The 22,642-nt window shown below is 63.5% G+C and carries 24 protein-coding genes; 13 read left to right on the top strand and 11 right to left on the bottom strand.

Annotated elements, in window-relative coordinates:
- Positions 1-55: 55 nt before the first annotated feature.
- From FJ434_RS08905 to FJ434_RS08895, 3 genes are all read right to left on the bottom strand, one after another.
- Positions 56-919 (bottom strand): S49 family peptidase, encoded by an 864-nt coding sequence (locus FJ434_RS08905; protein ID WP_140746067.1) that lies wholly within the window; start codon positions 917-919, stop codon positions 56-58.
- 77 nt (positions 920-996) lie between these two features.
- The gene (locus FJ434_RS08900; RefSeq protein ID WP_140745741.1) at positions 997-1,797 is read right to left on the bottom strand and encodes a methyltransferase; all 801 of its coding nucleotides are present in this window, start codon (positions 1,795-1,797) and stop codon (positions 997-999) included.
- On the bottom strand, positions 1,797-2,021 hold the full coding sequence (locus tag FJ434_RS08895) for a DUF2007 domain-containing protein (RefSeq protein WP_027142312.1): 225 nt from the start codon (positions 2,019-2,021) through the stop codon (positions 1,797-1,799). The genes FJ434_RS08900 and FJ434_RS08895 overlap by 1 nt, the downstream gene beginning before the upstream one ends.
- Before the next feature lie 188 nt (positions 2,022-2,209).
- Here FJ434_RS08895 and FJ434_RS08890 point away from each other — a divergent pair, with 188 nt between their 5' ends.
- The 5 genes from FJ434_RS08890 (at position 2,210) to FJ434_RS08870 (ending at position 7,067) form a co-directional block, all read left to right on the top strand.
- Positions 2,210-3,226, top strand: a complete 1,017-nt coding sequence (locus FJ434_RS08890) for a polyprenyl synthetase family protein (protein ID WP_140745739.1) — start codon at positions 2,210-2,212, stop codon at positions 3,224-3,226.
- 107 nt (positions 3,227-3,333) lie between these two features.
- A complete protein-coding gene (locus FJ434_RS08885; protein WP_140507868.1) occupies positions 3,334-4,002 on the top strand; it encodes a GntR family transcriptional regulator in 669 nt (222 codons plus the stop codon).
- A gap of 107 nt (positions 4,003-4,109) precedes the next feature.
- Complete coding sequence (locus FJ434_RS08880) at positions 4,110-4,703, top strand: biotin transporter BioY (RefSeq protein ID WP_140716897.1); 594 nt, start codon at positions 4,110-4,112, stop codon at positions 4,701-4,703.
- A complete protein-coding gene (locus FJ434_RS08875; RefSeq protein WP_140507865.1) occupies positions 4,700-5,149 on the top strand; it encodes a DUF1284 domain-containing protein in 450 nt (149 codons plus the stop codon). Before FJ434_RS08880 ends, FJ434_RS08875 begins: the two co-directional genes overlap by 4 nt.
- A gap of 142 nt (positions 5,150-5,291) precedes the next feature.
- Positions 5,292-7,067 (top strand): tetratricopeptide repeat protein, encoded by a 1,776-nt coding sequence (locus FJ434_RS08870; RefSeq protein WP_140507973.1) that lies wholly within the window; start codon positions 5,292-5,294, stop codon positions 7,065-7,067.
- A 98-nt stretch (positions 7,068-7,165) separates the two neighbouring features.
- Here FJ434_RS08870 and FJ434_RS08865 read toward each other — a convergent pair whose 3' ends face one another.
- Positions 7,166-7,627: a GNAT family N-acetyltransferase gene (locus FJ434_RS08865; protein ID WP_140716893.1), complete on the bottom strand. Its 462-nt coding sequence runs from the start codon at positions 7,625-7,627 to the stop codon at positions 7,166-7,168.
- 210 nt (positions 7,628-7,837) lie between these two features.
- Between FJ434_RS08865 and FJ434_RS08860 the strand changes: the two genes are divergently transcribed.
- On the top strand, positions 7,838-8,770 hold the full coding sequence (locus FJ434_RS08860) for a glycine--tRNA ligase subunit alpha (protein WP_181165853.1): 933 nt from the start codon (positions 7,838-7,840) through the stop codon (positions 8,768-8,770).
- A 3-nt stretch (positions 8,771-8,773) separates the two neighbouring features.
- On the opposite strand, the gene FJ434_RS29700 is transcribed toward FJ434_RS08860, so the two are convergent.
- Positions 8,774-8,950 (bottom strand): hypothetical protein, encoded by a 177-nt coding sequence (locus tag FJ434_RS29700; protein ID WP_181165842.1) that lies wholly within the window; start codon positions 8,948-8,950, stop codon positions 8,774-8,776.
- 194 nt (positions 8,951-9,144) lie between these two features.
- On the opposite strand from FJ434_RS29700, the gene glyS reads away from it, so the two are divergent.
- A complete protein-coding gene (gene glyS / locus FJ434_RS08855; RefSeq protein ID WP_140745735.1) occupies positions 9,145-11,532 on the top strand; it encodes a glycine--tRNA ligase subunit beta in 2,388 nt (795 codons plus the stop codon).
- 175 nt (positions 11,533-11,707) lie between these two features.
- Positions 11,708-12,007: an ATPase gene (locus FJ434_RS08850; protein WP_140745733.1), complete on the top strand. Its 300-nt coding sequence runs from the start codon at positions 11,708-11,710 to the stop codon at positions 12,005-12,007.
- A 78-nt stretch (positions 12,008-12,085) separates the two neighbouring features.
- Here FJ434_RS08850 and FJ434_RS08845 read toward each other — a convergent pair whose 3' ends face one another.
- The gene (locus FJ434_RS08845) at positions 12,086-12,472 is read right to left on the bottom strand and encodes a hypothetical protein (protein ID WP_140745731.1); all 387 of its coding nucleotides are present in this window, start codon (positions 12,470-12,472) and stop codon (positions 12,086-12,088) included.
- A 140-nt stretch (positions 12,473-12,612) separates the two neighbouring features.
- Positions 12,613-13,020 (bottom strand): hypothetical protein, encoded by a 408-nt coding sequence (locus FJ434_RS08840; RefSeq protein ID WP_140746065.1) that lies wholly within the window; start codon positions 13,018-13,020, stop codon positions 12,613-12,615.
- 205 nt (positions 13,021-13,225) lie between these two features.
- On the opposite strand from FJ434_RS08840, the gene FJ434_RS08835 reads away from it, so the two are divergent.
- The 3 genes from FJ434_RS08835 to FJ434_RS08825 all read left to right on the top strand — a co-directional run bounded on the left by FJ434_RS08835 (position 13,226) and on the right by FJ434_RS08825 (position 16,397).
- Positions 13,226-14,188 (top strand): L-threonylcarbamoyladenylate synthase, encoded by a 963-nt coding sequence (locus tag FJ434_RS08835; protein WP_181165841.1) that lies wholly within the window; start codon positions 13,226-13,228, stop codon positions 14,186-14,188.
- Positions 14,189-14,209: 21 nt separating this feature from the next.
- Positions 14,210-15,640 carry an FAD-binding oxidoreductase gene (locus FJ434_RS08830; RefSeq protein WP_140745727.1) on the top strand — a complete coding sequence of 477 codons (1,431 nt, stop codon included), beginning with the start codon at positions 14,210-14,212 and terminating at the stop codon, positions 15,638-15,640.
- Between the two features lie 190 nt (positions 15,641-15,830).
- Complete coding sequence (locus tag FJ434_RS08825) at positions 15,831-16,397, top strand: DUF6101 family protein (protein WP_140507971.1); 567 nt, start codon at positions 15,831-15,833, stop codon at positions 16,395-16,397.
- Positions 16,398-16,434: 37 nt separating this feature from the next.
- Here FJ434_RS08825 and ubiA read toward each other — a convergent pair whose 3' ends face one another.
- Complete coding sequence (gene ubiA, locus FJ434_RS08820) at positions 16,435-17,418, bottom strand: 4-hydroxybenzoate octaprenyltransferase (RefSeq protein WP_181165852.1); 984 nt, start codon at positions 17,416-17,418, stop codon at positions 16,435-16,437.
- Between the two features lie 68 nt (positions 17,419-17,486).
- Positions 17,487-18,398, bottom strand: a complete 912-nt coding sequence (locus FJ434_RS08815) for a LysR family transcriptional regulator (protein WP_140745721.1) — start codon at positions 18,396-18,398, stop codon at positions 17,487-17,489.
- Between the two features lie 90 nt (positions 18,399-18,488).
- On the opposite strand from FJ434_RS08815, the gene FJ434_RS08810 reads away from it, so the two are divergent.
- Together FJ434_RS08810 and purD are read left to right on the top strand one after the other, a co-directional pair.
- Positions 18,489-19,310, top strand: coding sequence for a phytanoyl-CoA dioxygenase family protein (locus tag FJ434_RS08810; protein ID WP_181165840.1), 822 nt, complete (start codon positions 18,489-18,491; stop codon positions 19,308-19,310).
- A gap of 164 nt (positions 19,311-19,474) precedes the next feature.
- Positions 19,475-20,752 carry a phosphoribosylamine--glycine ligase gene (gene purD, locus FJ434_RS08805; protein WP_140745717.1) on the top strand — a complete coding sequence of 426 codons (1,278 nt, stop codon included), beginning with the start codon at positions 19,475-19,477 and terminating at the stop codon, positions 20,750-20,752.
- 19 nt (positions 20,753-20,771) lie between these two features.
- Here purD and FJ434_RS08800 read toward each other — a convergent pair whose 3' ends face one another.
- Together FJ434_RS08800 and FJ434_RS30120 are read right to left on the bottom strand one after the other, a co-directional pair.
- Positions 20,772-21,884, bottom strand: coding sequence for a glycoside hydrolase family 25 protein (locus FJ434_RS08800; RefSeq protein WP_140745715.1), 1,113 nt, complete (start codon positions 21,882-21,884; stop codon positions 20,772-20,774).
- Positions 21,885-22,268: 384 nt separating this feature from the next.
- Positions 22,269-22,505, bottom strand: coding sequence for a hypothetical protein (locus FJ434_RS30120; RefSeq protein WP_140745713.1), 237 nt, complete (start codon positions 22,503-22,505; stop codon positions 22,269-22,271).
- Between the last annotated feature and the right edge of the window lie 137 nt (positions 22,506-22,642).

The following is a 22,642-nucleotide window of genomic DNA, read 5'->3' as shown; positions in this document are numbered from 1 at the left end:
AAGGGCGGCCGGTCGGGTCTTTCGGGCAACCATGCTAGACGCTTTCATGGCTTTTTCAAAGCCCGAAGCGCGCCCACAATGCGCGCTCTTCCGCCGCATCAATGACGCCGCTGGCCGCTGCCGCGGCGATATCGGGCGCTGAAAAGCCCTTGCTCGAGCCGAACAGGCCGAAGCGGCCGAACAGACCGCGCGGCACCGTTATCAGCTTGAGCTGGGTCTTCGGCCCGAAGCGGGTCTTCAGTACCGTGCGCATGTCGCCGAGCGCATCGACGAGGCCGAGTTCCAAGCCTCTCTTGCCGGTCCAGAACAGTCCGGTGAACAGCTCCGGATCGTCCGCCAGCTTCGTGCCGCGCCGCTCCTTGACCAGATCGATGAAGGTCTCGTGCACTTCGAGCTGCAGCACCTTCAGCCGCTCGACGTCTTCCTTTTTCTCAGGCTTGAACGGATCGAGCACTGCTTTGTTCTGGCCGGCGGTGTGGACACGGCGCTCGATGCCGATCTTCTTCATCAGTTCCGGGAAACCGAACGAGGCCGACACCACGCCGATCGATCCGACGATGGAGGAGGGGTCGGCGAAGACCTCGTCGCCGGCGACAGCGATCATGTAGCCGCCAGACGCCGCGACATCCTCGACGAAGACAAGCACCTTTTTGTTCTTCTCGACCGCAAGGTCACGAATTCGCTTGAAGATCAGCCGCGACTGCACCGGGGAGCCGCCGGGGGAGTTGATCGAGATCGCGACTGCCGGCGCGTCGAAGGAAAACGCCTTTTCGATCAGCCCAGCGGTGGAGGCAAGCGACAGGCTCGGCCGGAACGGACCGCCGCCGGCCATGATGGTGCCGTGCAGCCGGATGACCGGAATGGTGTCGACGGTGGAGCGCCAGGACTTCGGCAGCAGACGGTTGAAAAGACGTTTCACGATGAAGTGGTCTCCGGCGATGGTTGCAGGCATGTAGTGATTTCCCGGCCAACGGCAATGTTCAGGCCGCGAACAGCTCAGTCTCCGAACAGCGAGGCGAGCCCGTTGGTTATCATTTCGCTGCGCTCGTCGGGGCCGTTGCCCGATCGCGCGTGAAGCATCAGGGGCGGACGGATGGCGAGCTTTCCCCGCGCCCCAAGCGCCGCCCGCACGACAATGCGGATCGCCGCCGCGTCCGGGCGAGGGTGCACGGCGAGCATCTCGGCTTCACCGAAGCGGCCTGAAATCGCGTCGAGAATGGAGCCGAGCTGTTCGGGGCGGGCGATCACGGCAAGCCCGCCGCGCGGCCTGACAACCGCTGCCGCACTGCGGATCCACTTTTCGAACAGGCCATCCTCCATGACATGGGCCTCTTTTCGCAGGCGGTCCGATGTGGCGCGGTCCCGTGCGGCGTTGAAAGGCGGGTTCATGATGACGAAGTCGAAATCATTGTCGGCAAGGCCGGCGGCGGCCCGGGCCCGGCCCGAAACGGTGACATCGGCGACAAGCACGGCCGCGCGATCGCTGAGATGCGCATTGCCGGGATGGGCAAGCGTGGCCGCCGCGAAGGCAGCCATCTCAGGCGCGCGTTCGACCAGCACAGCCTGGGCGTCCGGACAGCGCGATAGCACTGCCAGACCGGCAGCACCGGCGCCGGCCCCGAAATCGGCGAGCCGCCCGCCAAACGAGGATGGCACCGATGCGGCCAGCATCATCGCATCCATCCCGGCGCGATGGCCGCCATGCTTGGGCTGCACGAGCCAGAACCGGCCGCGGTGGAAGGCATCGACCGTATGGGCCGGCATATCCGTGTCAAGGGTGGCTGGCGCGGCGGACATTATTTCTGGCGGATCTCGTTGGCGATGCCGGCGTCGGTCAGGATGCGTCGCGCTGCGTCGGCCTGGTCGGCGTCGACCATGACGCGCCGCGGCAGGATGCCGAGCGAGCCGTCGAGCACGCTCATATTCTGGTCGGCGACGAAGCAGCCGATGCCGGCGTCGCGCATCAGCGATTCGACAAACGAGATGATGACGGCGTCGTTGGTGCGGATTAGCTCTATCATCGCAAGAAACTCGCAGGTTGCAGCATGCATGTAAACGTGCGGCCGCGCTCCCGCATTGCCGACGTTGACAGGTTGTCGTCGCCGCCGCGCCAATTCGCCACTTGCCGTGGCCGTGCCCGCCGCCCTAGAGTCCGTGCCGGGACTAAGGGTGCCGTCGCACGCGTTATACCAAGACGGGAGTGATTGTCGTGGGTGTCGTTCTCAACATCGAAAACGGGAAGCGGGAGCCCGCCTCCATCCAGGATTTGATCAATCTGACGGCGGCCGACATGGGGCGCGTCAACAAACTGATCCTGTCCAAGGCCGGCTCCGACGTCGAGATGATTCCCGAAGTCGCCAACCATCTGATCTCGTCCGGCGGCAAGCGGCTCAGGCCAATGCTGACGCTGGCTGCGGCGCAGATGTTCGGCTATGCCGGCGAGGGCCACGTCAAGCTCGCCACTTCGGTCGAGTTCATGCATACGGCCACGCTTCTGCATGACGACGTTGTCGATGAAAGCGGCATGCGGCGCGGCAAGAAGACCGCCCGCATGATCTGGGGCAACCAGGCCAGTGTGCTGGTCGGTGACTTCCTGCTCGGCCAGGCCTTCCGCATGATGGTCGATGTCGGCTCGCTCGAAGCGCTCGACATCCTGTCGAGCGCCGCCTCGATCATCGCCGAGGGCGAGGTCATGCAGCTTGCCGCCGCCAAGAACCTCGAAACCACCGAGGACGAGCACTTCGCCGTCATCAAGGCGAAGACCGCAGCGCTGTTTTCGGCCGCCGCCGAGGTTGGCCCGGTTATCGCCCAGGCGACCCGCAACGATCGCGCTGCGCTGCGCTCCTACGGAATGAATCTCGGTCTTGCCTTCCAGCTCATCGACGATGCGCTGGACTATGGCGGCACCAGCAAGGATCTCGGCAAGAATGTCGGCGACGATTTCCGCGAGGGCAAGGTGACCTTGCCGGTCATCCTCGCCTACCGGCGCGGCAGCAAGGCCGAACGCACCTTCTGGAAGCGTGCCATCGAGGACAATGTGGTCGACGACGCCGGGCTGGAAAAGGCGATCGGCCTGATGACCCGCCACGGCGCCATTGCCGACACGATCGGGCGCGCCCGCCATTTCGGCGAGATCGCCCGCGACGCCTTGGCGCCTCTGGAAGAGACGCCGCAGAAATCGGCGCTGATCGACGTCATCGATTTCTGCATCAGCCGGGTGAACTGAGGCGACCGGCTTTCGCTGGGCTTCCCGGGGCTGCGCCAGTGAAAAGACGCCTGTGAATTCGACCTGCCGTCTCGACAAGCCGCCTTGCCGCAAATTATCTATAAATCATGGCAAAGGGCACGGACGACACCATAGCGGTGCGCATCAGCAAGGTATTGGCGGATCGCATCATTTCCGGCGCGATCGAGCCGGGGGCGAGGCTGCGGCAGGATCATGTCGCCGAGGAATTCAACACCAGCCATGTTCCCGTGCGCGAGGCCTTCCGCCGCCTCGAGGCGCAGGGGCTCGCCGTCAGTGAGCCGCGCCGTGGCGTGCGTGTCGCAGCCTTCGATCTGGGCGAGGTCAAGGAGGTCGCCGAAATGCGGGCGGCGCTCGAAGTGCTGGCACTGCGCCACGCCGCGCCGCATCTGACCTCGGCCATTCTCGACCAGGCCGAGGAGGCGACCAAGGCCGGCGACAAATCCCGCGATGTCAGGTCGTGGGAGGAGGCTAATCGTGCCTTTCACCGGCTGATCCTGGCGCCATGCGGCATGCCCCGCCTGCTTGCCACCATAGACGACCTGCACGCGGCCAGCGCCCGCTTCCTGTTCGCAGCCTGGCGCTCGGAGTGGGAGACGCGCACCGATCAGGACCACCGGGCGATCCTCAGCGCCTTGCGGCAGGGAAATACCGAATCGGCCGCGGCAACACTGGGACGGCATGTCCAATGGATTGGCCGCAAGCCGGTCAGGACAGCGTCCGGCGCCACGCGCGAAGCCTTCGCGATCGTGGGTTAAACGCCCTTTTCCCAAGCCTGGGCTTGCTATCGCTCCAAAAATGTGGATTCGATAATAGATCGAAAGCATAAATTATCTATAATTTTGGATTGACCAAAGGGAAGCCTATGACCAACCTCGCATTCTCGTCCGCCAGACCATCCTTCAGCCCGCTGCGCCTCCAGCAGCGATCGCTCGGCTGGCAGGCCGGCGCCGTCGTGCTCGGCACGCTGTTCCTGGCGCTGTCTTCCTACATCGAGGTGCCGATGGTGCCGGTTCCGGTGACCATGCAGACCTTCGCTGTGACGCTGATCGGCGCGCTCTATGGCTGGCGGCTTGGCGCGGTGACGATCGCCGCTTGGCTGGTCGAAGGTGCTGTCGGCTTCCCGGTCCTGGCCGGCGGCGCTGCCGGCATACAGCATTTCGTCGGCCCGACGGGCGGCTATCTCTTTGCCTTCCCCATCACCGGCGCGCTGGTCGGCTGGTTGGCCGAACGCGGCTGGAACGGCAACAGGGTTTTGCTTGCCTTCGCCGCCATGCTGCTCGGCAACGTCGCCTGCCTGGCTCTCGGTACGGCCTGGCTTGCCGTCATGATCGGCGCCGAGAAGGCCATCACCTTCGGCTTCGTGCCGTTTATCGTCGGCGGGTTGCTGAAGTCGGCGCTTGGCTCCGCGACACTGATGGCGCTCCCGCGCGGCAAGATGAACTTGCCGAAGCCGTGACGATCAGGCTTCGCGCCCATCATCTCCTTTGCCTGCTCACCTATGTGGGCAAGGGATACAGCCCCGCCTTCACCGCCAATTATGACGGGATCGCGGAGCGCCTGAGCCGGGGCGAGGACATCCTCCTCGTCTCCGGCCCGGACGACATCTGCGCCCCGTTGCTTGGCGAGCCGGAACCGCACTGCTTGCGCGACAGCGCGGCCGGGCGGGACCGGCAGGCCGGCGATGACGTGGAAGCGCTGCTGGCTCGGCCGATCCGGGACGGCGTCCGCCTCGATCTCGATGCCGCGACCCTGATGCGGCTGCGGCTGGCGTTTTCGGCCGGCCACGTGCGCAAGGCATGCGGGGGCTGCGAATGGAGCGGGCTGTGCGGCACGGTGGCAAGTGGCGGCTATCGCGATACGCGGTTGCAACGGCCCGTTAAGACGCAAAACTGTCCCTTTTAGCCATGGTTTGTTAATCGGGTGACCCGATTGTGAATTTCGGGCGGATTGAAGCGCGACCCCAAAAAGGCCATGCTTTGCCTGGAAGATCGAGTCTGGGTCGATCCCGCTGACGCGGAGATGGCGCCTGGCTGAAAGGGATATGATGCAGCAAGGACGTGCGCGCTGGCTGACAAGGCTGGCAATTGTGACGGGCATGGCGATCTCGGCTTTGCCGGCCTATGCCAAGCAATCCACCGAACCGGTCAAGATCTCGTCGTTCTCGGGCGCTTATCTGGCTGCCCGGATCGCCGAAGGCGACAACGACCTCGACAGCGCTATAGCGTACTACAAGCAGGCCTTGGCCTTCAATCCGAGCGACACCGCACTGCAGCAGAGCCTGATGCTATCGTTGATCGCGCAAGGCCGCTTCGACGAATCGCTGGTCTATGCCGACAAGCTCAAGGAAGTGCCCGATGTGGAGCGCTTCTCGCGCCTGGCGCTGGCCGTCGATTCCTTCCACAAGAAGGATTTCACCAAGGCGCAGTACTGGCTCAAGCTGTCGCTGGAATCCGACCTCGACCGGCTGATTTCCGGCGTCATGTCCGGCTGGGCCGAACAAGGTGCCGGTCAGGCCAGCGAAGCGATGGCTTCGATCGACAAGTTGCAGGGGCCGGATTGGTTCGGCCTGTTCAAATCCTTCCACCGCGCCCTGATCGCCGATGCGTCTGGTATGCCCGAGAAGGCCGAGGCGATCTACGCGGCGACGATGCAGGATACCACGGCCGGCGGTGCGGCACCTGAAACCTGGATGCGCAACGCGCAGGCCTATGCATCGTTCCTGGCCCGCAAGGGTGACAAGGCCAAGGCGATCTCGGTGCTCGACCAGGCAGAGGCGTTCTCGCCGGGCAAGCTGGAAATCGTCGCCTTGCGTGACAGGATCAGCAAGGGCGAGAAAATTGCGCCCTTCGTTTCCGGTCCGTCCGACGGTGCTTCCGAAATCCTGCTCGATCTTGCCACCGCGCTCAACCGTGGCGGCGGCGAGCCATTCGTGCGCCTCTATCTGCAATATGCCTTAGCCCTGAAGCCCGACAGTGACGCGGCCCTCGTACAGCTCGCCGCCGTCGCCGAACAGCTGAAGGACGGGGAAGGCGCCATCGCGCTCTATCGGCGCATCCCGGACTCTTCGCCGCTGAAGGAGATTTCGGACCTGCAGCTTGGCCTCAATCTTGCCGACCTCGACCGCCATGACGAGGCGATCACGCATCTGAAGGCCTTCGTCGAAGCCCATCCCAATGACATGCGCGCCTATCTGGCGCTTGGCGGAGTCTACTCCTCGAAGGATGATTTCCGCTCCGCCGCAAATCTCTACGACAAGGCCGTCGAGGCGCTGAAGACGCCAACCGCCGCCAACTGGAACATCTTCTATCAGCGCGGCATCGCCTATGAGCGGCTGAAGGAATGGCCGAAGGCCGAGCCGAATTTCCGCAAGGCGCTGGAATTGCAGCCGGATCAGCCGCAGGTGCTGAACTATCTCGGCTATTCCTGGGTCGACATGAACACCAACCTGAAGGAAGGCCTGGAGATGATCCAGAAGGCCGTCGATCTCAGGCCAAGCGACGGCTACATCGTCGATTCTCTGGGTTGGGCCTATTTCCGCCTCGGCCGCTTCGATGACGCCGTGCGCGAGATGGAACGCGCGGTCGCACTGAAGCCGGAAGATCCGGTTCTGAACGACCATCTCGGCGACGCCTATTGGCGCGTCGGCCGCAAGCTGGAAGCCACCTTCCAGTGGAACCAGGCCCGCGACCTGAAGCCCGATCCCGACGTGCTGGCCACCCTGCAGCAGAAGCTGATGAAGGGCCTGCCGCCGATCGAATCCAACACGGCGCAGGAGACCCCGAAGGTCAAGCCGGAGCCGGTTCCGGCCCCCAAGGGCTGAGAATCGCCTTTTTTGGAATGCGAACGGGGCTCTCAGGGCCCCGTTTTCGTTGATATCCGTTCCGCTCAAAAATGCCTGCCGGCGCGCCGGAAACGTCCTCAGAACATCTTACGATAGACGACGAAGCCCGAGCGTTCGCCGACCGTGTCATAGAGCTTCATTGCCGTGTGATTGGTTTCATGCGTCAGCCAATATACCCGGCCGGAACCGGCCGCCTGGGCGCGCTCGTAGACGCCTTCGATCAGCGCCCGGCCGATGCCTTTGCCGCGCGAGCCCTCGTTGGTGAAAAGGTCCTGCAGATAGCAGTTCGGCGCGATCGCCGTGGTGCTGCGGTGGAACAGGTAATGGACGAGGCCAAGAAGCTGGCCCCCGCTCTCGGCGACCAGTGCATGGACCGGCTCGTAGGCGTCGAAGAAGCGCGACCATGTCATCGCGGTGATGTCGCTTGCCAGCGCCGTCTCGCCCGAACGGCCATAGAACGCATTGTAGCCGTCCCACAGCGGCATCCATCGGTCGTAATCCTGGCGCGTGACGGGGCGGATGGTGATCGGGTTGGACATGGCTGAACCTGCTGTGCTTGAAGCGGACGCTTTGTTGGATCGCGGAGCGTGGCGGCGAGCAATGGGCCAGTCGCACGCAAAGTTTTCAACATCGCCCGGCATGCTCACGACGGCCCGTATCGGATGCGCCTTGCTTGACGCTTCGCCGCCGTGTCTCTAGGACGTGGCCGCAAGCTAGCCTGTGTCGCCGAGGCCACCGTGACGATTGAAATGTCAGCCCATATGCATCCCAGCCGCTCCTTCCAGGGGCTGATCCTGACCTTGCACAATTACTGGGCGGCTTATGGCTGCGTTATCCTGCAGCCCTATGACATGGAGGTCGGGGCCGGCACGTTTCATCCCGCAACGACGCTGCGCGCGCTCGGGCCCAGGCGCTGGAACGCCGCCTATGTCCAACCATCGCGACGTCCGAAGGACGGCCGCTACGGCGAGAACCCCAACCGGCTGCAGCATTACTATCAGTACCAGGTGATCCTGAAGCCCAACCCGCCGAACCTGCAGGAGCTTTACCTCGGCTCGCTTGCGGCGATCGGCGTCGACCCGTTGCTGCACGACATCCGCTTCGTCGAGGACGACTGGGAAAGCCCGACGTTGGGCGCCTGGGGGCTTGGCTGGGAGTGCTGGTGTGACGGCATGGAAGTGTCGCAGTTCACCTACTTCCAGCAGGTCTGCGGCATCGAATGCGCGCCGGTCGCGGGCGAACTCACCTACGGCCTGGAGCGCCTGGCCATGTATGTGCAGGGCGTCGACAATGTCTACGACCTCAACTTCAACGGCCGCGAGGGCGCCGACAAGGTCACCTATGGCGATGTGTTCCTGCAGGCCGAGCAGGAATATTCGCGCCACAATTTCGAATACGCCAACACGGCGATGCTGCTCAGGCATTTCGAAGACGCCGAGGCCGAGTGCAAGGCGCTGCTCGAGGCCGGCGCGCCGGCCTCAAACGACAATCTGCCGATACACGAGATGGTCTTCCCGGCCTACGACCAGTGCATCAAGGCGAGCCATGTCTTCAACCTGCTCGACGCGCGTGGTGTGATCTCGGTCACCGAACGGCAGAGTTACATCCTGCGGGTGCGCAATCTGGCGAAAGCCTGCGGCGAGGCGTTCTTGAAGACGCAAGCCGGTGGCCTGGCGGCCTGAGTCTCAACCGCCGTTGATCATTTCGAGGGAAGCGTTGATCGGCGGCAGGATCTGGCCGCTCGGACCAGCCATCGTCCGCAGCGCCTGCCGCACGCCCGGCATCGAGAAGGCGCCGTGAGCCTGCGCGGCGAAGCAGGCGCTGAGCGCGAGGATCTGAAGAAGTCTGGATGCCGTTTTCATGATCGTTCAGCCAATAGTTCCCTGCCTGAGCGTGGGTCGCTTCAGCGCTGCGTTCGGTTCATGGAAATCTTTGATCCAAGGACGGGCCGGATCGCCTCATCCCGACAGGAGGGTCAAAATTTCCGGAAAGGGTGACAGCGGCCAGCCGAGTTGCTATGCCCCGCGCGGACCATTTTGCCGCGTGAGCCCCAACCATGCCTGACCTGCTTCTAGAACTTCGCTCGGAAGAGATTCCCGCTCGCATGCAGCGCAAGGCGGCGGTTGATCTGAGGAAGATGCTGGCCGACGGTCTGGTCGAGGCGGGGCTGACCTACGAGGCGGCGCGTGAGTATTGGACGCCACGGCGCCTCACCCTCGATATCCGTGGCCTCAACGCACGCTCGAAGGATATTCACGAGGATATCAAGGGGCCGTCGACATCGGCGCCTGAACAGGCGGTCCAGGGTTTTCTGCGCAAGGCCGGGTTATCTTCTATCACCGAGGCGCATGTCCATTCCGACCCGAAGAAGGGTGACTTCTATGTCGCGCACATTTCGAAGCCGGGCAGGGCGGCCGAAGAGATCATCGCCGGTCTGGTGCCAGATATCATCCGCACTTTCCCCTGGCCGAAATCGATGCGCTGGGGGCCGGCCTCGGCCAAGCCCGGATCACTGCGCTGGGTGCGGCCGCTGCAATCGATCCTGTGCACCTTCGGCCCCGAGACCGAGGAGCCGGTCGTGGTCGATTTCGAGATCGACGGCATTCGCTCGGGCAACATCACCTATGGCCACCGCTTCCATGCGCCGGGCGAAATCACCGTGCGCCGCTTCGACGACTATGTGTCGAAGCTGGAGGCGGCCAAGGTCGTGCTCGATGCAGATCGGCGCAAGGAGATCATCCTCGCCGACGCCCGCAATCTCGCTTTCGCCAACGGGCTCGACCTTGTCGAGGACGAGGGACTGCTTGAAGAAGTGTCGGGGCTGGTCGAATGGCCTGTCGTGCTGATGGGCGAGTTCGAAGAGGCTTTCCTGGCCATTCCGGCGGAGGTGATCCGCCTGACCATCCGCGCCAACCAGAAATGCTTTGTGACGCGGCCGCAGGGCGAAGGCGAGGCGCTCTCCAGCCGTTTCATTCTCACCGCCAACATCGAAGCCAGTGACGGTGGCAAGGAAATCGCGCACGGCAACGGCAAGGTGGTGCGCGCCCGCCTGTCCGACGCGCTCTATTTCTGGAAGACGGACCAGGGCGATCTGCCTGATCTCGTTGAGCTGGAAGCATCGGCTGAAAAGTTCGGGCTCGATCTGAAGAAGCCGCTCGACCAGCGCATGGCTCGGCTCGACCATCTCAATGTGACTTTCCATGCCAAGCTTGGCACGCAGGGCGAGCGGGTGCAGCGCATCAAGCGACTGGCGGAAGAACTGGCGCCGATCGTTGGCGCCGATCGTTTGCCTGCAGGTCGCGCTGCCGTTCTGGCCAAGGCCGATCTCACCACTGAAGTCGTCGGCGAATTTCCCGAGCTGCAGGGCGCCATGGGCCGCAAATACGCGCTGCTGCAAGGCGAGCATTCCTCGGTCGCCGCAGCGATCGAGGAGCATTACAAACCGCAGGGCCCGTCCGATCGTGTGCCGACCGATCCGGTATCGATCGCTGTCGCGCTCGCCGACAAGCTCGACACGCTGGTCGGTTTCTGGACAATCAACGAGAAGCCGACGGGATCCAAGGATCCGTACGCGTTGCGAAGGGCGGCGCTCGGGGTCGTGAGAATTTTGATTGAGAACGGGATTCGGTATCCACTTCTGCAATTGCCGGTGTACGAGATTATAGAGCCCAGCTATCGACCGAAAGTGTCTATAGTTGATGATCTGACTTCCGATGATTTTTACCGCGATGATTTCGACAACATTATCGAATCGATCGAGGACGATCAGGTGGAGCAGGTCGATCGCGAGTTGTTGGAAAGAGCGATCAGATTTGCGCGTAGGCAATTCGATCTTGGGAAGTTCGAAGATTCAAAATCTGAAGAAGATGGCTCACGGTATCACATTGAGATCAAGGGGCCGGTTTTTGATTTTGCCAACCCTCACCGCGACCTCCTCGCCTTCTTCCACGACCGCCTTAAAGTCTATCTCCGCGACCAGGGCGCGCGCCATGATCTGATCGACGCGGTGATCACGCCTCAGTCCGACGACCTGCTGCGGATCGTGCGTCGCGTCGAAGCGCTTGGTTCCTTCCTCGACACCGAGGACGGCAAAAACCTGCTCGCCGGCACCAAGCGTGCGGCCAACATTCTGGCTGCCGAGGAGAAGAAGAAAACGGCGGTCGCCGAAACCGTTGAGCCGGCGTTGTTCCGGCAAGATGCGGAGAAGTCGCTGTTTGCCGCGGTGAATCAGGCCGAGAAGCAAGCCGGCGAAGCGATTCAAAACCAAGACTTTTCGGCTGCCCTGCTGGCGCTTAGCGTGTTGCGTGAACCCGTTGATTCATTCTTCGAGCATGTTCTCGTGAATGATGAGGACTTGTCGGTACGTGCCAACCGTCTTGCGCTGCTCGCCCGCATTCGGACCGCTACCGGCCAGGTCGCCGATTTCTCGAAAATCGCCGGCTGAGAAACATGATCCCGAAAAGTGGGCACCGGTTTTCGGAGAAGATCATGCAGGGATAAACCGGGCTGTAGGCCCACGGAAAATATCTTCCAGCCGGTCGTTCGAGCCGGCTTACAGTCATATGACGATGATCTCTCCGTGGCAAAGGGACATGTTCCCGAACCCAACGGAGGCTTCCATGAATTCCGATCACGAAATCGAAGTGACAGAAGAAATCTCGGCGCCCGCCGAGGCGATTGAATCCGCTTCCGAAACCGCCCTCGATCATGCCGCCGCCGCCACGTTCGAAGCCGCGGATCTGTCTGATGAAGACGAGGATGGCGATGACGAAGATGGCGATGATGAAGACGGCGAAGAGTCTGACGAAGACGACGCCGATGACGCTGTGAAGGCCGAAGGCGACGACGCCGAGGGCGAAGAAGAATCCGACGACGGCGAGTCCGACGAAGAAGACGACGACAAGGAAGAAGCGGCCTGATTTCAGGTGACAGGTTTTCTCGATGAACGGGCGGTGCTTTGGCGCCGCCCTTTTTGTTGTCTTTTCAAACTGATTTGATCAGTTCTCCAGAATGCTGACGCGCACGCTGTGTTCATAGACGTCGACCTGGATCAGCGGCTCGCCGTTAACGATGGCGCGCTTGGTCGAGGAACTCATCGCGCCGGGGCGCTCCAGCATGCGCTGCAGGTCGGCGCGCTGATCGTTGGTCCTGAACCAGGCATCACCCTCGTCGTCGCTGTCGCGGCGATGGAATTTATGCCAGTTGGCGCGGTCCTGCCGCACCATCTGCGCGGCGCCATCCAGCGCATAGCCGTCGCTTGCCTGGTGATCGCGATCGGAAATGCGCGCGACATAGGACCCCAGCATGTCGTCCGCATGAGCCGCGCCGCCAAGCAATGACGCCAGCAGAAGCCCTGCCACTGTAACGGTCTTCGATTTTTTCATGAGCAACCCCCTTGCCTTGAACAATGCAATCCCGTCTGCCGAAGCCGCTACGCCGGACGAAATTCGCCTGACAATGGTGCGCAGCGCGCCAGACCGCCGTCAAGCAGCCGAGCATTTGACTGCCCGGTTTGGCGAGGTCGCTATTTGACCTTGCCGGCTCCCGAAGCGGGCTGTCGGGCTGCCGGCCGTGGTGCGGCTGCCGCCGGTGCCGCTGCTTTCCCTTGCACTGCAGGCGCGGGGGCGGCCGAGGCGGTCGCCGTGGCGGGGACGGTTGCCGCTGCCGGGGTTTTGGCCTGCACCGGTGTCGAGAAGGCGCCGCCGACGACCCCGCCGCGAATGATCATCGGGCTCTGCGGGAAGGCGTGCCTTGCCCCGGCCTTGTCCGGGATTGCCGCCACCTTTTCATCGGTGACGTCAGGCTCGCCGAGCGCAACGACGGACACCACGTCGCTCGCCTTGCCCTCGGCGGCCTTCAGCGCAAGGATGGAGGGCGTCGAGGCAGGCGCGCTGGGAAAGACCAGCGACGAGGCCTGAGCCCCGCCAGCCATAGCAGCCAGACTGATAGCAAGCGTTCCCCAGATACGCATAAACACTGAAATAGCTCCCCATTGCCCAGAAGCCGCACGATAGTGCCCGGCGATTGATACCGGCTTTCATGGAAACATAGCATTTTACGAATTGATGAATTGCCAATGCCCGCTTGCCCCGGCGGCGCTGTCGTACTACGCAGCCGGCATCCGCGAGGTGACGAGAGTGGCTGAAATACTTGCCGTCGGCGAAGCGATGGAACCGGCGCTGGCGCTGCTTGAGGGCGGTGATGTCGTCGCCATTCCGACCGAGACCGTCTATGGGCTGGCCGGCGACGCCACCAACGGCATTGGCGTGGCGCGCATTTTCGAAGCCAAGGGGCGGCCGCGTTTCAATCCGCTGATCGCCCATGTCGCCGACATGGCGATGGCCGAGCGCATTGCCTCGTTCGATCCGCTTTCGAAAAAGCTCGCGCTTGCCTTCTGGCCGGGTCCGCTGACGCTGGTGCTGCCGCAGCGCTCCGGCAACGGCATTCATCCGCTGGTCACCGCCGGGCTCGACACGATCGCCTTGCGCATGCCGAGGGGTTTTGGCGGTGACCTGATCGCCAGGCTTGGCCGACCGCTTGCGGCACCGAGCGCCAATTCATCCGGCAAGATCAGCGCGACGACGGCGCAAGCCGTTGCGGCGGACCTCGGCGCCCGCATCAAGCTGGTGGTCGATGGCGGCGCAACACCGGTCGGGCTGGAATCGACCATCGTCAAGGCCGAAGGCGAGAGGTTGCGCCTGCTTCGGCCCGGTGGCGTTGCCGCAGGGGAAATCGAGGCGGCCACCGGCATCGACCTGCTGCGCGGCGGCGCTGCCGGCGTCGAAGCGCCGGGCATGCTGGCCTCGCACTACGCGCCGGGTGCCGCGGTGCGGCTCAATGCGCGGGCGGTCGGCGAGGGCGAAGCGCTGCTCGGCTTTGGCAGCCAGAGAGCGGAAGGCTGGCGCGGCGCAACCGCTTTCCTCAACCTGTCGGTTTCAGGCGACCTGCGTGAAGCGGCAAGCAATCTCTTCGCCTCCATGCAGGAACTCGACCGCAGCGGCGCGCGCACCATCGCGGTCGAGCCGATTCCCTTTGACGGCCTCGGCGAGGCTATCAACGACCGGCTCTCCCGTGCCGCCGCTCCTCGTGACAATGCATAGCCCTCGACGTAGTTTTGCCAGATGACCGAAACCGCAAAGACACTCGATCCCGCTCTCGTCGATCGTTTCGCGGCGATCGTCGGCGACAAATATGCGCTGCGCGACCAGCAGGACATCGCACCTTATCTGATCGAGCGACGCGGCCTCTGGCATGGCGCGACGTCCCTGGTGCTGCGGCCGGGCAGCGTCGACGAGGTCAGCCGGATCATGCGGCTGGCGACAGAGACCGGAACGCCAATCGTGCCGCAAAGCGGCAACACTGGGCTGGTCGGCGCGCAGGTGCCGGACAAATCCGGCCATGAAATCGTCCTGTCGCTGTCACGGCTGAACCGCATCCGCGAGATCGATGTCTTGTCGAACACGGTCACGGTCGAGGCCGGTGTCATCCTGCAGACCTTGCAGGAAGCGGCCGACGCCGCCGACCGGCTGTTCCCGCTCTCGCTCGCCGCGCAAGGCTCCTGCCAGATCGGCGGCAATCTGTCGTCCAATGCCGGCGGCACCGGCGTGCTTGCCTATGGCAATGCGCGCGAACTCTGCCTCGGCGTCGAGGTGGTGCTGCCGACCGGCGAGGTCTTCGACGATTTGCGCAAGCTGAAGAAGGACAATACCGGCTACGACCTGAAGAACCTGTTCGTCGGCGCCGAGGGCACGCTCGGTATCATCACCGCCGCCGTGCTCAAACTGTTTCCGAAGCCGAAGGGGCGCGACGTCGCCTTCGTCGGCCTGTCGTCGCCCGAGGCCGCTCTTTCCCTGTTCAGCCTGGCCATGGACCGCGCCGGGGCAGCGCTCACTGCCTTCGAACTGATCGGCAAGCGGCCATACGATTTCACGCTGGCGCATGCCCCGGGCGTGACGCGGCCGCTGATGGAGGATTGGCCCTGGTATGTGCTGATGCAGATATCGTCCGGCCGCTCATCGGAGGATTCTCGGGCGCTGATCGAGGACGTGCTTTCCGCGGGCCTCGAGCAGGAATTCGTCGGCGACGCGGTCATCGCCGCCAGCCTCGGGCAGGGCGACGCCTTCTGGGACTTCCGCGAGCTGTTGCCCGAGGCGCAGAAGCCGGAAGGCGCTTCGATCAAGCACGACATTTCAGTGCCGATCGCATCGATACCGCGCTTCATCGCGGAGGCCGCTGGCGCGGTAGCCTCGGTCAGTGCTGGCGCCAGGGTGGTCTGTTTCGGCCATATGGGAGACGGCAACCTCCATTATAACATCTCGCGGCCCATCGACGGCGACGACGAGGCGTTTCTGGCGCTCTATCATGCCATGAACAAGGCCGTGCATGACGTGGTGCGCAGCCTGCATGGTTCGATCTCGGCAGAGCATGGCATCGGTCAGTTGAAGCGCGACGAACTGATCGCCACCGCGCCGCCGATGGCCATCGATCTGATGCGCCGGGTAAAGGCTGCCTTCGATCCGGCCTGCATCATGAATCCTGGTAAGGTTATCTGATCCTTTCAACATCTTGTGGCTGGTGGCATTCCGATAACCATCCCTGAGATCAGCAAAATTTAACCGACTTTCTTAAGCGCGGCGGTAAGGAGCCGGCGCTACTGTTTCTCCATAACGAGGCCGGGAAAACTGGCCCGGAGAGAACCGGACACCGGCTCTCAGGAGACAGACAGGAAGGCGCTCTATGAACGTGAACACTGGACTGAAGCCAGTCTGGGCGGGACGCAACATGCGTCTCGACCCATTCCGCCTGCCGCAGGTGGTGAGCTACGCGACACGCGACGATTACGGCGACGTGACCTTCACCATCGACCAGCGTGGCGCCGTGATCCGCCGCCTGCTCGAGATGAGCGGCCTGCCGGCGATTATTGTGCTGCCCGCCAATGCATTTCGCGGTGTCGCCGCTCGTGCGATGGAGGATCCGGAAGGCAATGTCACGGTGACCCTTGAACTCCTGCACAACGATCCGATGTTGTCGGTGCCGCTGCTGGTGGCTGACGATCTCGAAGACGTCGCCGCCGACTGGCGCGCCTGGGCCGATGCCTACCGCCTGCCGATGCTGTTGATCGAATCCGACGGCGTCGCCCGCACCCTGGAAGAATCGCTCGGCGCCGCCATCAAGACATTGCCGCCGCGGGAGCGCCGCAAGGGCCGCGTTTCCAATATGCGCCGCCCCCGCTTCCTTGCCCGCCGCAGACCCGGTGACCTCGGCCTCAGGCTGGTCATCGGGGGCCAGGAGATCATTGCGCGGGAATAAGCATCTTTACTGTTCCGGATTGCCGACACTGAGGCCGCTACACCAGCGGCTTCAGCGCCACCCACAGCGCGCCGCCGATCAGGCCGAGGAAGATCAGCCAGCCGACCTGGTTGTTCGACCGAAACAGCCGCAGGCACTGGTCTGGATCGTCGATATCCAGAACCGCGATCTGCCGGGCCATGTGGGCGCCGGCGGCGATCAGTCCCGCCAGTGCCACCACCGGGGCCTGTGCCGAGGCGAAGGCGATGGCGAAGCAGATCAGCGTACCGCCATAGAGCCCCGCGAGCCATGCCTTGGTGTTGTCGCCGAACAGCCGCGCGGTCGAACGCACGCCGACAATGGCGTCGTCTTCCTTGTCCTGGTGCGCATAGATCGTGTCGTAGCCGATCACCCACAGGATCGAACCGATATAGAGCATGATGGCGGGGCCATCGAGATCACCGAACTCGACCGCCCATCCCATCAGCGCCCCCCAGGAAAAGGCAAAACCGAGAAACAGTTGCGGCCAGTTGGTTATCCGCTTCATGAATGGGTAGACGGCCACGATCGCGAGCGAGCAGACGCCGAGCAGGATGGCGAAGCTGTTGAACTGCAGGAGAACCGCCAGGCCGACCAGGGCTTGCAGCACAAGAAACAGCCAGGCCCGCCGGCGCGTGGTCTGGCCGGATGGCAGCGGGCGCGAGCGGGTGCGTTCGACCTGGTTGTCGATGTGCTCGTCAACAATGTCGTTATAGGTGCAGCCGGCGCCACGCATGGCAATGGCGCCAATCAGGAACAGCACGAGATAGAGTGGCGCCGGCAGCAGCGAAAGCAGCGGGTCGCCAGGCCGGGGATAGGCGCTCGCCGCCAGTGCGGCCGACCACCAGCATGGCCACAAAAGCAACTGCCAGCCGATCGGCCTGTCCCACCGTGCAAGCTGTGCATAGGGCCAGATCGCGCGCGGCAGCACGCTATAGACCCAATGGCGGTTCGGCGCATCGGCGACGCGGCCCTGGGCCGCTTTCGACTGGACAGGTTCCATTGGCATGGAGTGGCAGCAGCGGCGGAAACCGTCAAGCGGCAACCGGAGGAGCGGCGGCGGCCAACTCGTCACGACGCGAAGATGTCGCGTGTGGAAAACCAGACTTTCGCCACCGCGATGAAAGCCAGCGCCGCATTCGACACGCGCTGATGCGTATCGTGGGTGAGGATGATGCGCTGCATGGGCAGCGGATCCGACAGCGGTTTGCAGACGAGGCGCAAGCCGTCATAGCTGTGGTCGCCATGCGGGCGGGTATAGCTGACTGCGACGCCGAAGCCGTTCGCCACCATGCTGCGCTGGAGTTCGAACGAGCTTGTGCGCATGTCGGCGACGGGTGACAGGCCACGGCTGCGGAACAGGTCAAGCATATGCTGCCAGCTATGCGGCTGGTCGGTCGTGATCAGCGGGTAGGCGGCCAGATCCGCCAGGCTGACCTCCTGGCGGTTCGCCAGCGCGTGGCCCGCCGGCAACAGCGCATGCGGCCGCAGCTCGTGCAGCAGGATGCGGGCGAAATGCGACGGCAGGCCGAGATCGTAGCTGAGGCCGAGATCGACGGCGGCGTCCGCCAAGCGTCGCCCGAGTGTCTCGAACGTCTCGTCGCGGACGATGACGGCCACCGCTGGATGGCGTTCGGAGAAGGCGCGGATGAGACCCGGCGCGAAATAGGGCGCCAGATCCTCGAAGCAGCCGAGCACCAGCTCGCCGCCGATCGCCGAGTTGACCTTTCCCAGGCCCAGGAGTTCGTCTGTCTCGGCAAGAACCTGCTTTGCCTTTGCCACGGCAACACGACCGAAGGAGGTCAGCGAGACACCGCTTCCACGCTGGCGCACGAACAGTTTCTGGCCGAAATCCTGTTCGATGGCGTCGATCGCCACCGAAATAGACGGTTGCGAAATGTTAAGCGCCCGGGCCGCGCCCGTGACGCTGCCATGGCGGGCGACGGCGACGAGATAGCGTAGCTGGGTGAGCGTCAGACTCATAGTTCAAACCTATGTGTCAGATGAGAAGTTATTATTTTACTGAATGAGCCGCCGTTGCGATAGTCGCCTCGATCCTGAAAGGAGGACAACATGGCTTCCCAACCCGCTCCACCGGCAATGGACACCGAAATCATCGATGCGCAGACAATCGCCGACTACCAGCGCGACGGGGCGGTCTGTGTCCGCGGCGCCTTCAAGGGCTGGGTCGACACGATCGCCGCCGGCATCGAGCGCAACATGCAGAACCGCAGCGCCACGGCGTCCGACATTGCCAATGGCCGCGGCAGCTTTTTCGACGATTACTGCAATTGGGAGCGCATTCCCGAATTCGTCAAGGTGGTGCGCGAATCGCCCGCGGCGCGACTGGCAGCCGCGGTGATGCAGTCGCGTACCGCGCAGTTCTTCCACGATCATGTCCTGGTCAAGGAACCTGGCACGCAGAAGCCGACGCCGTGGCACCAGGACATTCCCTATTATTTCGTCGACGGCCAGCAGACGGTGAGCTTCTGGATCCCTATCGATCCGGTGAAGGAGGCGACGCTGCGTCTGATCGCCGGCTCGCACAAATGGGACAAGATGATCCTGCCGGTACGCTGGCTGGACGACGGCAATTTCTACGCCGCCGAGGGTGATTATCGTCCGGTGCCCGATCCCGACAACGATCCATCGATGAAAGTTATCGAGTGGGAGATGGAGCCGGGCGACGCCATCCTGTTCGACTTCAGGACGGCGCACGGCGCGCGCGGTAACATGACCTCGGCCCGGCGCCGGGCGCTGTCGCTGCGCTGGGTCGGCGACGATGCCCATTATGTCGAGCGGCCGGGCCGCACCTCGCCGCCCTATCACGGTCATGGCATGCAGCCGGGGCAGAAGCTGCGCGAGGATTGGTTCCCGATGGTCCATCAGGGCTGAACGAGAGCCAGAATAGGGGGCGCCGGTGGCCTGCGCCCCCTATTCGGCAGGCATAACGTTCCCGTGTGCAATTCCGATCAATCCACCCTGATGCCTTGACCCGTCGCCCAGAGAGCAATAGCGGGTTGTTCTCTCTATGGGATAGTCGGCATCATGAGGTGGCCATGAACGTTCTTCTTCTCGGCTCCGGCGGCCGCGAACATGCGCTGGCCTGGAAGATCGCCGCTTCACCGCTGCTGACCAAGCTCTACGCGGCTCCCGGCAATCCGGGCATCGGCGCCGAGGCCGAACTGGTGAAGCTCGATATCGCCGATCATGCCGCCGTAGCCGCCTTCTGCCGCGAGAAGAAAATCGATCTCGTCGTGGTCGGTCCGGAAGGGCCGCTGGTCGCCGGTATCGCCGATGATCTGCGCGCCGAAAACATCCGCGTCTTCGGGCCTTCGAAGGCCGCCGCGCGGCTGGAAGGCTCGAAGGGTTTCACCAAGGATCTCTGCGCCCGCTACAACATCCCGACCGCCGCCTATGGCCGGTTCGGCGATCTGGCCTCCGCCAAGGCCTATGTCGAGAAGATGGGTGCGCCGATCGTCATCAAGGCCGATGGGCTCGCAGCCGGCAAGGGTGTCACCGTCGCCATGACGATGGATGAAGCGCAGGCGGCACTCGCTTCCTGCTTCGACGGGTCCTTCGGCGCCGCCGGCGCGGAGGTGGTGATCGAGGAATTCATGACCGGCGAGGAGGCGAGTTTCTTCTGCCTCTGCGACGGCACAACGGCGCTTCCCTTCGGCACCGCGCAGGACCACAAGCGCGTCGGCGACGGCGATGTCGGTCCCAACACCGGCGGCATGGGCGCCTATTCGCCGGCCCCGGTGATGACGCCTGACATGATCGAGCGCACCATGCGCGAGATCATCGAGCCGACCATGCGCGGCATGGCCGATCTCGGTGCGCCTTTCGCCGGCATTCTGTTCGCCGGGCTGATGATCACCGAAAACGGACCGAAGCTGATCGAATACAACACCCGCTTCGGCGATCCTGAATGCCAGGTGTTGATGATGCGGCTGAAGGACGATCTTCTGGTGCTGCTCAATGCCGCCGTCGACGGCCAGCTTGCGCATACCTCCGTGCGCTGGCGCGACGAGGCGGCGCTGACCGTTGTGATGGCGGCGAGGGGCTATCCCGGCACACCGGAGAAAGGCTCCGTCATCCGCGGCGTCGAGGACGCCGCGGGGGAAGGCGTCCAGATTTTCCATGCCGGTACAGCCATCAATGGCGGCGCGCTGGTCGCCAATGGCGGCCGTGTGCTCAACGTCACGGCGACCGGCGCCACCGTTGGCGAGGCGCAGGCGCGGGCCTATGCCGCGCTCAACCGGATCGACTGGCCGGACGGGTTCTGCCGCCGCGACATCGGCTGGCAGGCCGTGGCGCGCGAGAAGGCAGGCTGAAGCTCCGACCGGGTGGCGGCTACCGCTGGCCGCGGTCGAGAGTTGTCGAGGCCGTGCTCAGCGGGTCGGCGGCCGCTGCGAAGGCGGCGTCGAGTTGCTCGGGTGAACGCTGCCCGGCCCGCTTCCAGGCGACATATTGGACAATGCCGAAGCCCGACCGTCGCGGCACCGTCTTCACGACAGGCATGCGGAACCCGTCGCGGAATTTCGACCAGCGCGAACCGAGCACGGCGGCCATTTCCTCGAATGTCGGCGGCGTCGCCACATCGGCATAGATGATGGTCGCTTTGCCGGCCAGGGCGGCTTCCCGCGAGAGCGGCACCGGCACGCTGGCAAGATAATCGGGAGGCACGTCAATCAGGCCGCCGAAAGGCCATTGCTGGCGTAGCGTGACGGCATCCGTGGGCGCCACGTTGACGTCGATGTTGTCGGGCGTGCCGGCAACCCTGTAGGGGCAACGGAAGCGCCCGCAATTGGCCTGCGCCGAAAACTGCCAGAGCGCGTAGCCTTGCCAGTTGCCCATCGGAAAATGCACGTCGATGTCGGGCTTGTAGCGCGCGTACCACAGAGGCAGGCGCGACAGGAGCCGGTATTTGTAGCGGTTGTCGGCGATATATTGTGCGGTCTTGCCATTGGTGTAGAGCACCGGGAAGCGGCCGACGCGCCGATGCACCTGGCGCGCGAACTCCTCGGCGTCATCGAGCGACATCCATTGCGAGGGATCGTTGCCCTCGAGGTCGAGAGCCATGAGATCATCCGGCGCGGGGTCGGCGAAATCGAGGAAATTGTTGGCCTGCTCGACCGGATTGCCGGGACGGGCGAGATGATAGGCGCCCCATTTCATGCCGAGCGCCTTGGCCACGACCCTACGTGTCTGGAACAATTCGCGCGTCACCGCGTGGCGTTTCCACAGCGCCTTGCACAGCTTCACGTCGGTGTCGCTGCCGAAACAGAAGTAGGGCGGCGGCATGCCGTCGGACGCCTTGTTGATGAAAGCGACGATGCGTTTGTCGGTGGCAAGCCGGGCCCAGTCGATGGAATTGTACTCGTAGGCATCGACCACCAGGGCACGGTCGGCACTCTTCCACGGCTCGGAAAAGTCCGAAGCCTTTGCCGCCATCGACAGCGCCATTGTCGCCGCAAGAGCGAGAAGCGCTGTGCGGCGAAGGAAACACGCCGTCCTTTTCAAACAGGGAATCCCCGTTGATCAAAGGCAAATCCTGGACCGCTATGGTTAAGGAAATGCTTCGGGAATGGCCAGGATCAACGCGGTCCTTGGCAGATAGCTGGCAAGCGCGAAATTTACCGGGAATCCACGACCAGCCGTTTGTAAGCATTGGCGGCTGCGCGTTGCGCTTCATTCGGTTCGGGCGGATTCACAATGGCCTACGCCAAGGCGATCTGATCCTCGATTGAGAGGCGCATGACTGCGGCCTCGTCAGGGGAGGGCAGCGCTGACCGGGTCCGCGCAATAACGGCCTGCTTGTTTGGCAGCATGTCTCCTCTGGCCCAGCTTTCACCGCTGGCTGAACGGCTGAGATTCGAACGGGTCCGGCGCGGGCTCTTGCTGCAGTGTCCCTTCGGCGGCGCGTTTGCGGTGGTGGGCAAGCGAGCATCGCGGCGAGCACAATATGCCGCGATCCGACCAGTAGGCGGCACCGTTTGCCACGTCGCCGTGATAGTAGGAAAATCCCGCTGCCCGATAGGGTAAGCCGCATTCAATACACCGATAGGCGTCAGGTCTGGCAAGCATTGGAATGTTCCGGTCGGCTGGTTTTCTGTCGCCGTTCGATATAATCCGACATCGGTCGAACTTAATACAGGCCGGCCTAATTGCAAAATCCGCGTGACAAATTTTGACGTTTACGTAAAAAGAAATGGGAGACCGCC

Origin of the sequence: Mesorhizobium sp. B2-5-13 (assembly GCF_006440535.1) — a bacterium.
Classification (GTDB): Bacteria; Pseudomonadota; Alphaproteobacteria; order Rhizobiales; family Rhizobiaceae; genus Mesorhizobium; species Mesorhizobium salmacidum.
The sequence above is the reverse complement of the archived record's forward strand: the minus strand, read 5'-3'. Positions and strand labels throughout refer to the sequence as shown.

What these genes read in the sequence shown, in the direction of transcription:
- FJ434_RS08900 (WP_140745741.1), bottom strand. Translation starts at nt 1,797, where the DNA reads ATGTCCGCCGCGCCAGCCACCCTTGACACGGATATGCCGGCCCATACG.
- FJ434_RS08895 (WP_027142312.1), bottom strand. Translation starts at nt 2,021, where the DNA reads ATGATAGAGCTAATCCGCACCAACGACGCCGTCATCATCTCGTTTGTC.
- FJ434_RS08885 (WP_140507868.1), top strand. Translation starts at nt 3,334, where the DNA reads ATGGCAAAGGGCACGGACGACACCATAGCGGTGCGCATCAGCAAGGTA.
- FJ434_RS08880 (WP_140716897.1), top strand. Translation starts at nt 4,110, where the DNA reads ATGACCAACCTCGCATTCTCGTCCGCCAGACCATCCTTCAGCCCGCTG.
- FJ434_RS08870 (WP_140507973.1), top strand. Translation starts at nt 5,292, where the DNA reads ATGCAGCAAGGACGTGCGCGCTGGCTGACAAGGCTGGCAATTGTGACG.
- FJ434_RS08865 (WP_140716893.1), bottom strand. Translation starts at nt 7,627, where the DNA reads ATGTCCAACCCGATCACCATCCGCCCCGTCACGCGCCAGGATTACGAC.
- FJ434_RS08860 (WP_181165853.1), top strand. Translation starts at nt 7,838, where the DNA reads ATGTCAGCCCATATGCATCCCAGCCGCTCCTTCCAGGGGCTGATCCTG.
- FJ434_RS29700 (WP_181165842.1), bottom strand. Translation starts at nt 8,950, where the DNA reads ATGAAAACGGCATCCAGACTTCTTCAGATCCTCGCGCTCAGCGCCTGC.
- glyS (WP_140745735.1), top strand. Translation starts at nt 9,145, where the DNA reads ATGCCTGACCTGCTTCTAGAACTTCGCTCGGAAGAGATTCCCGCTCGC.
- FJ434_RS08850 (WP_140745733.1), top strand. Translation starts at nt 11,708, where the DNA reads ATGAATTCCGATCACGAAATCGAAGTGACAGAAGAAATCTCGGCGCCC.
- FJ434_RS08845 (WP_140745731.1), bottom strand. Translation starts at nt 12,472, where the DNA reads ATGAAAAAATCGAAGACCGTTACAGTGGCAGGGCTTCTGCTGGCGTCA.
- FJ434_RS08840 (WP_140746065.1), bottom strand. Translation starts at nt 13,020, where the DNA reads ATGGCTGGCGGGGCTCAGGCCTCGTCGCTGGTCTTTCCCAGCGCGCCT.
- FJ434_RS08830 (WP_140745727.1), top strand. Translation starts at nt 14,210, where the DNA reads ATGACCGAAACCGCAAAGACACTCGATCCCGCTCTCGTCGATCGTTTC.
- ubiA (WP_181165852.1), bottom strand. Translation starts at nt 17,418, where the DNA reads ATGGAACCTGTCCAGTCGAAAGCGGCCCAGGGCCGCGTCGCCGATGCG.
- FJ434_RS08815 (WP_140745721.1), bottom strand. Translation starts at nt 18,398, where the DNA reads ATGAGTCTGACGCTCACCCAGCTACGCTATCTCGTCGCCGTCGCCCGC.
- FJ434_RS08810 (WP_181165840.1), top strand. Translation starts at nt 18,489, where the DNA reads ATGGCTTCCCAACCCGCTCCACCGGCAATGGACACCGAAATCATCGAT.
- purD (WP_140745717.1), top strand. Translation starts at nt 19,475, where the DNA reads ATGAACGTTCTTCTTCTCGGCTCCGGCGGCCGCGAACATGCGCTGGCC.
- FJ434_RS08800 (WP_140745715.1), bottom strand. Translation starts at nt 21,884, where the DNA reads ATGGCGCTGTCGATGGCGGCAAAGGCTTCGGACTTTTCCGAGCCGTGG.
- FJ434_RS30120 (WP_140745713.1), bottom strand. Translation starts at nt 22,505, where the DNA reads ATGCTTGCCAGACCTGACGCCTATCGGTGTATTGAATGCGGCTTACCC.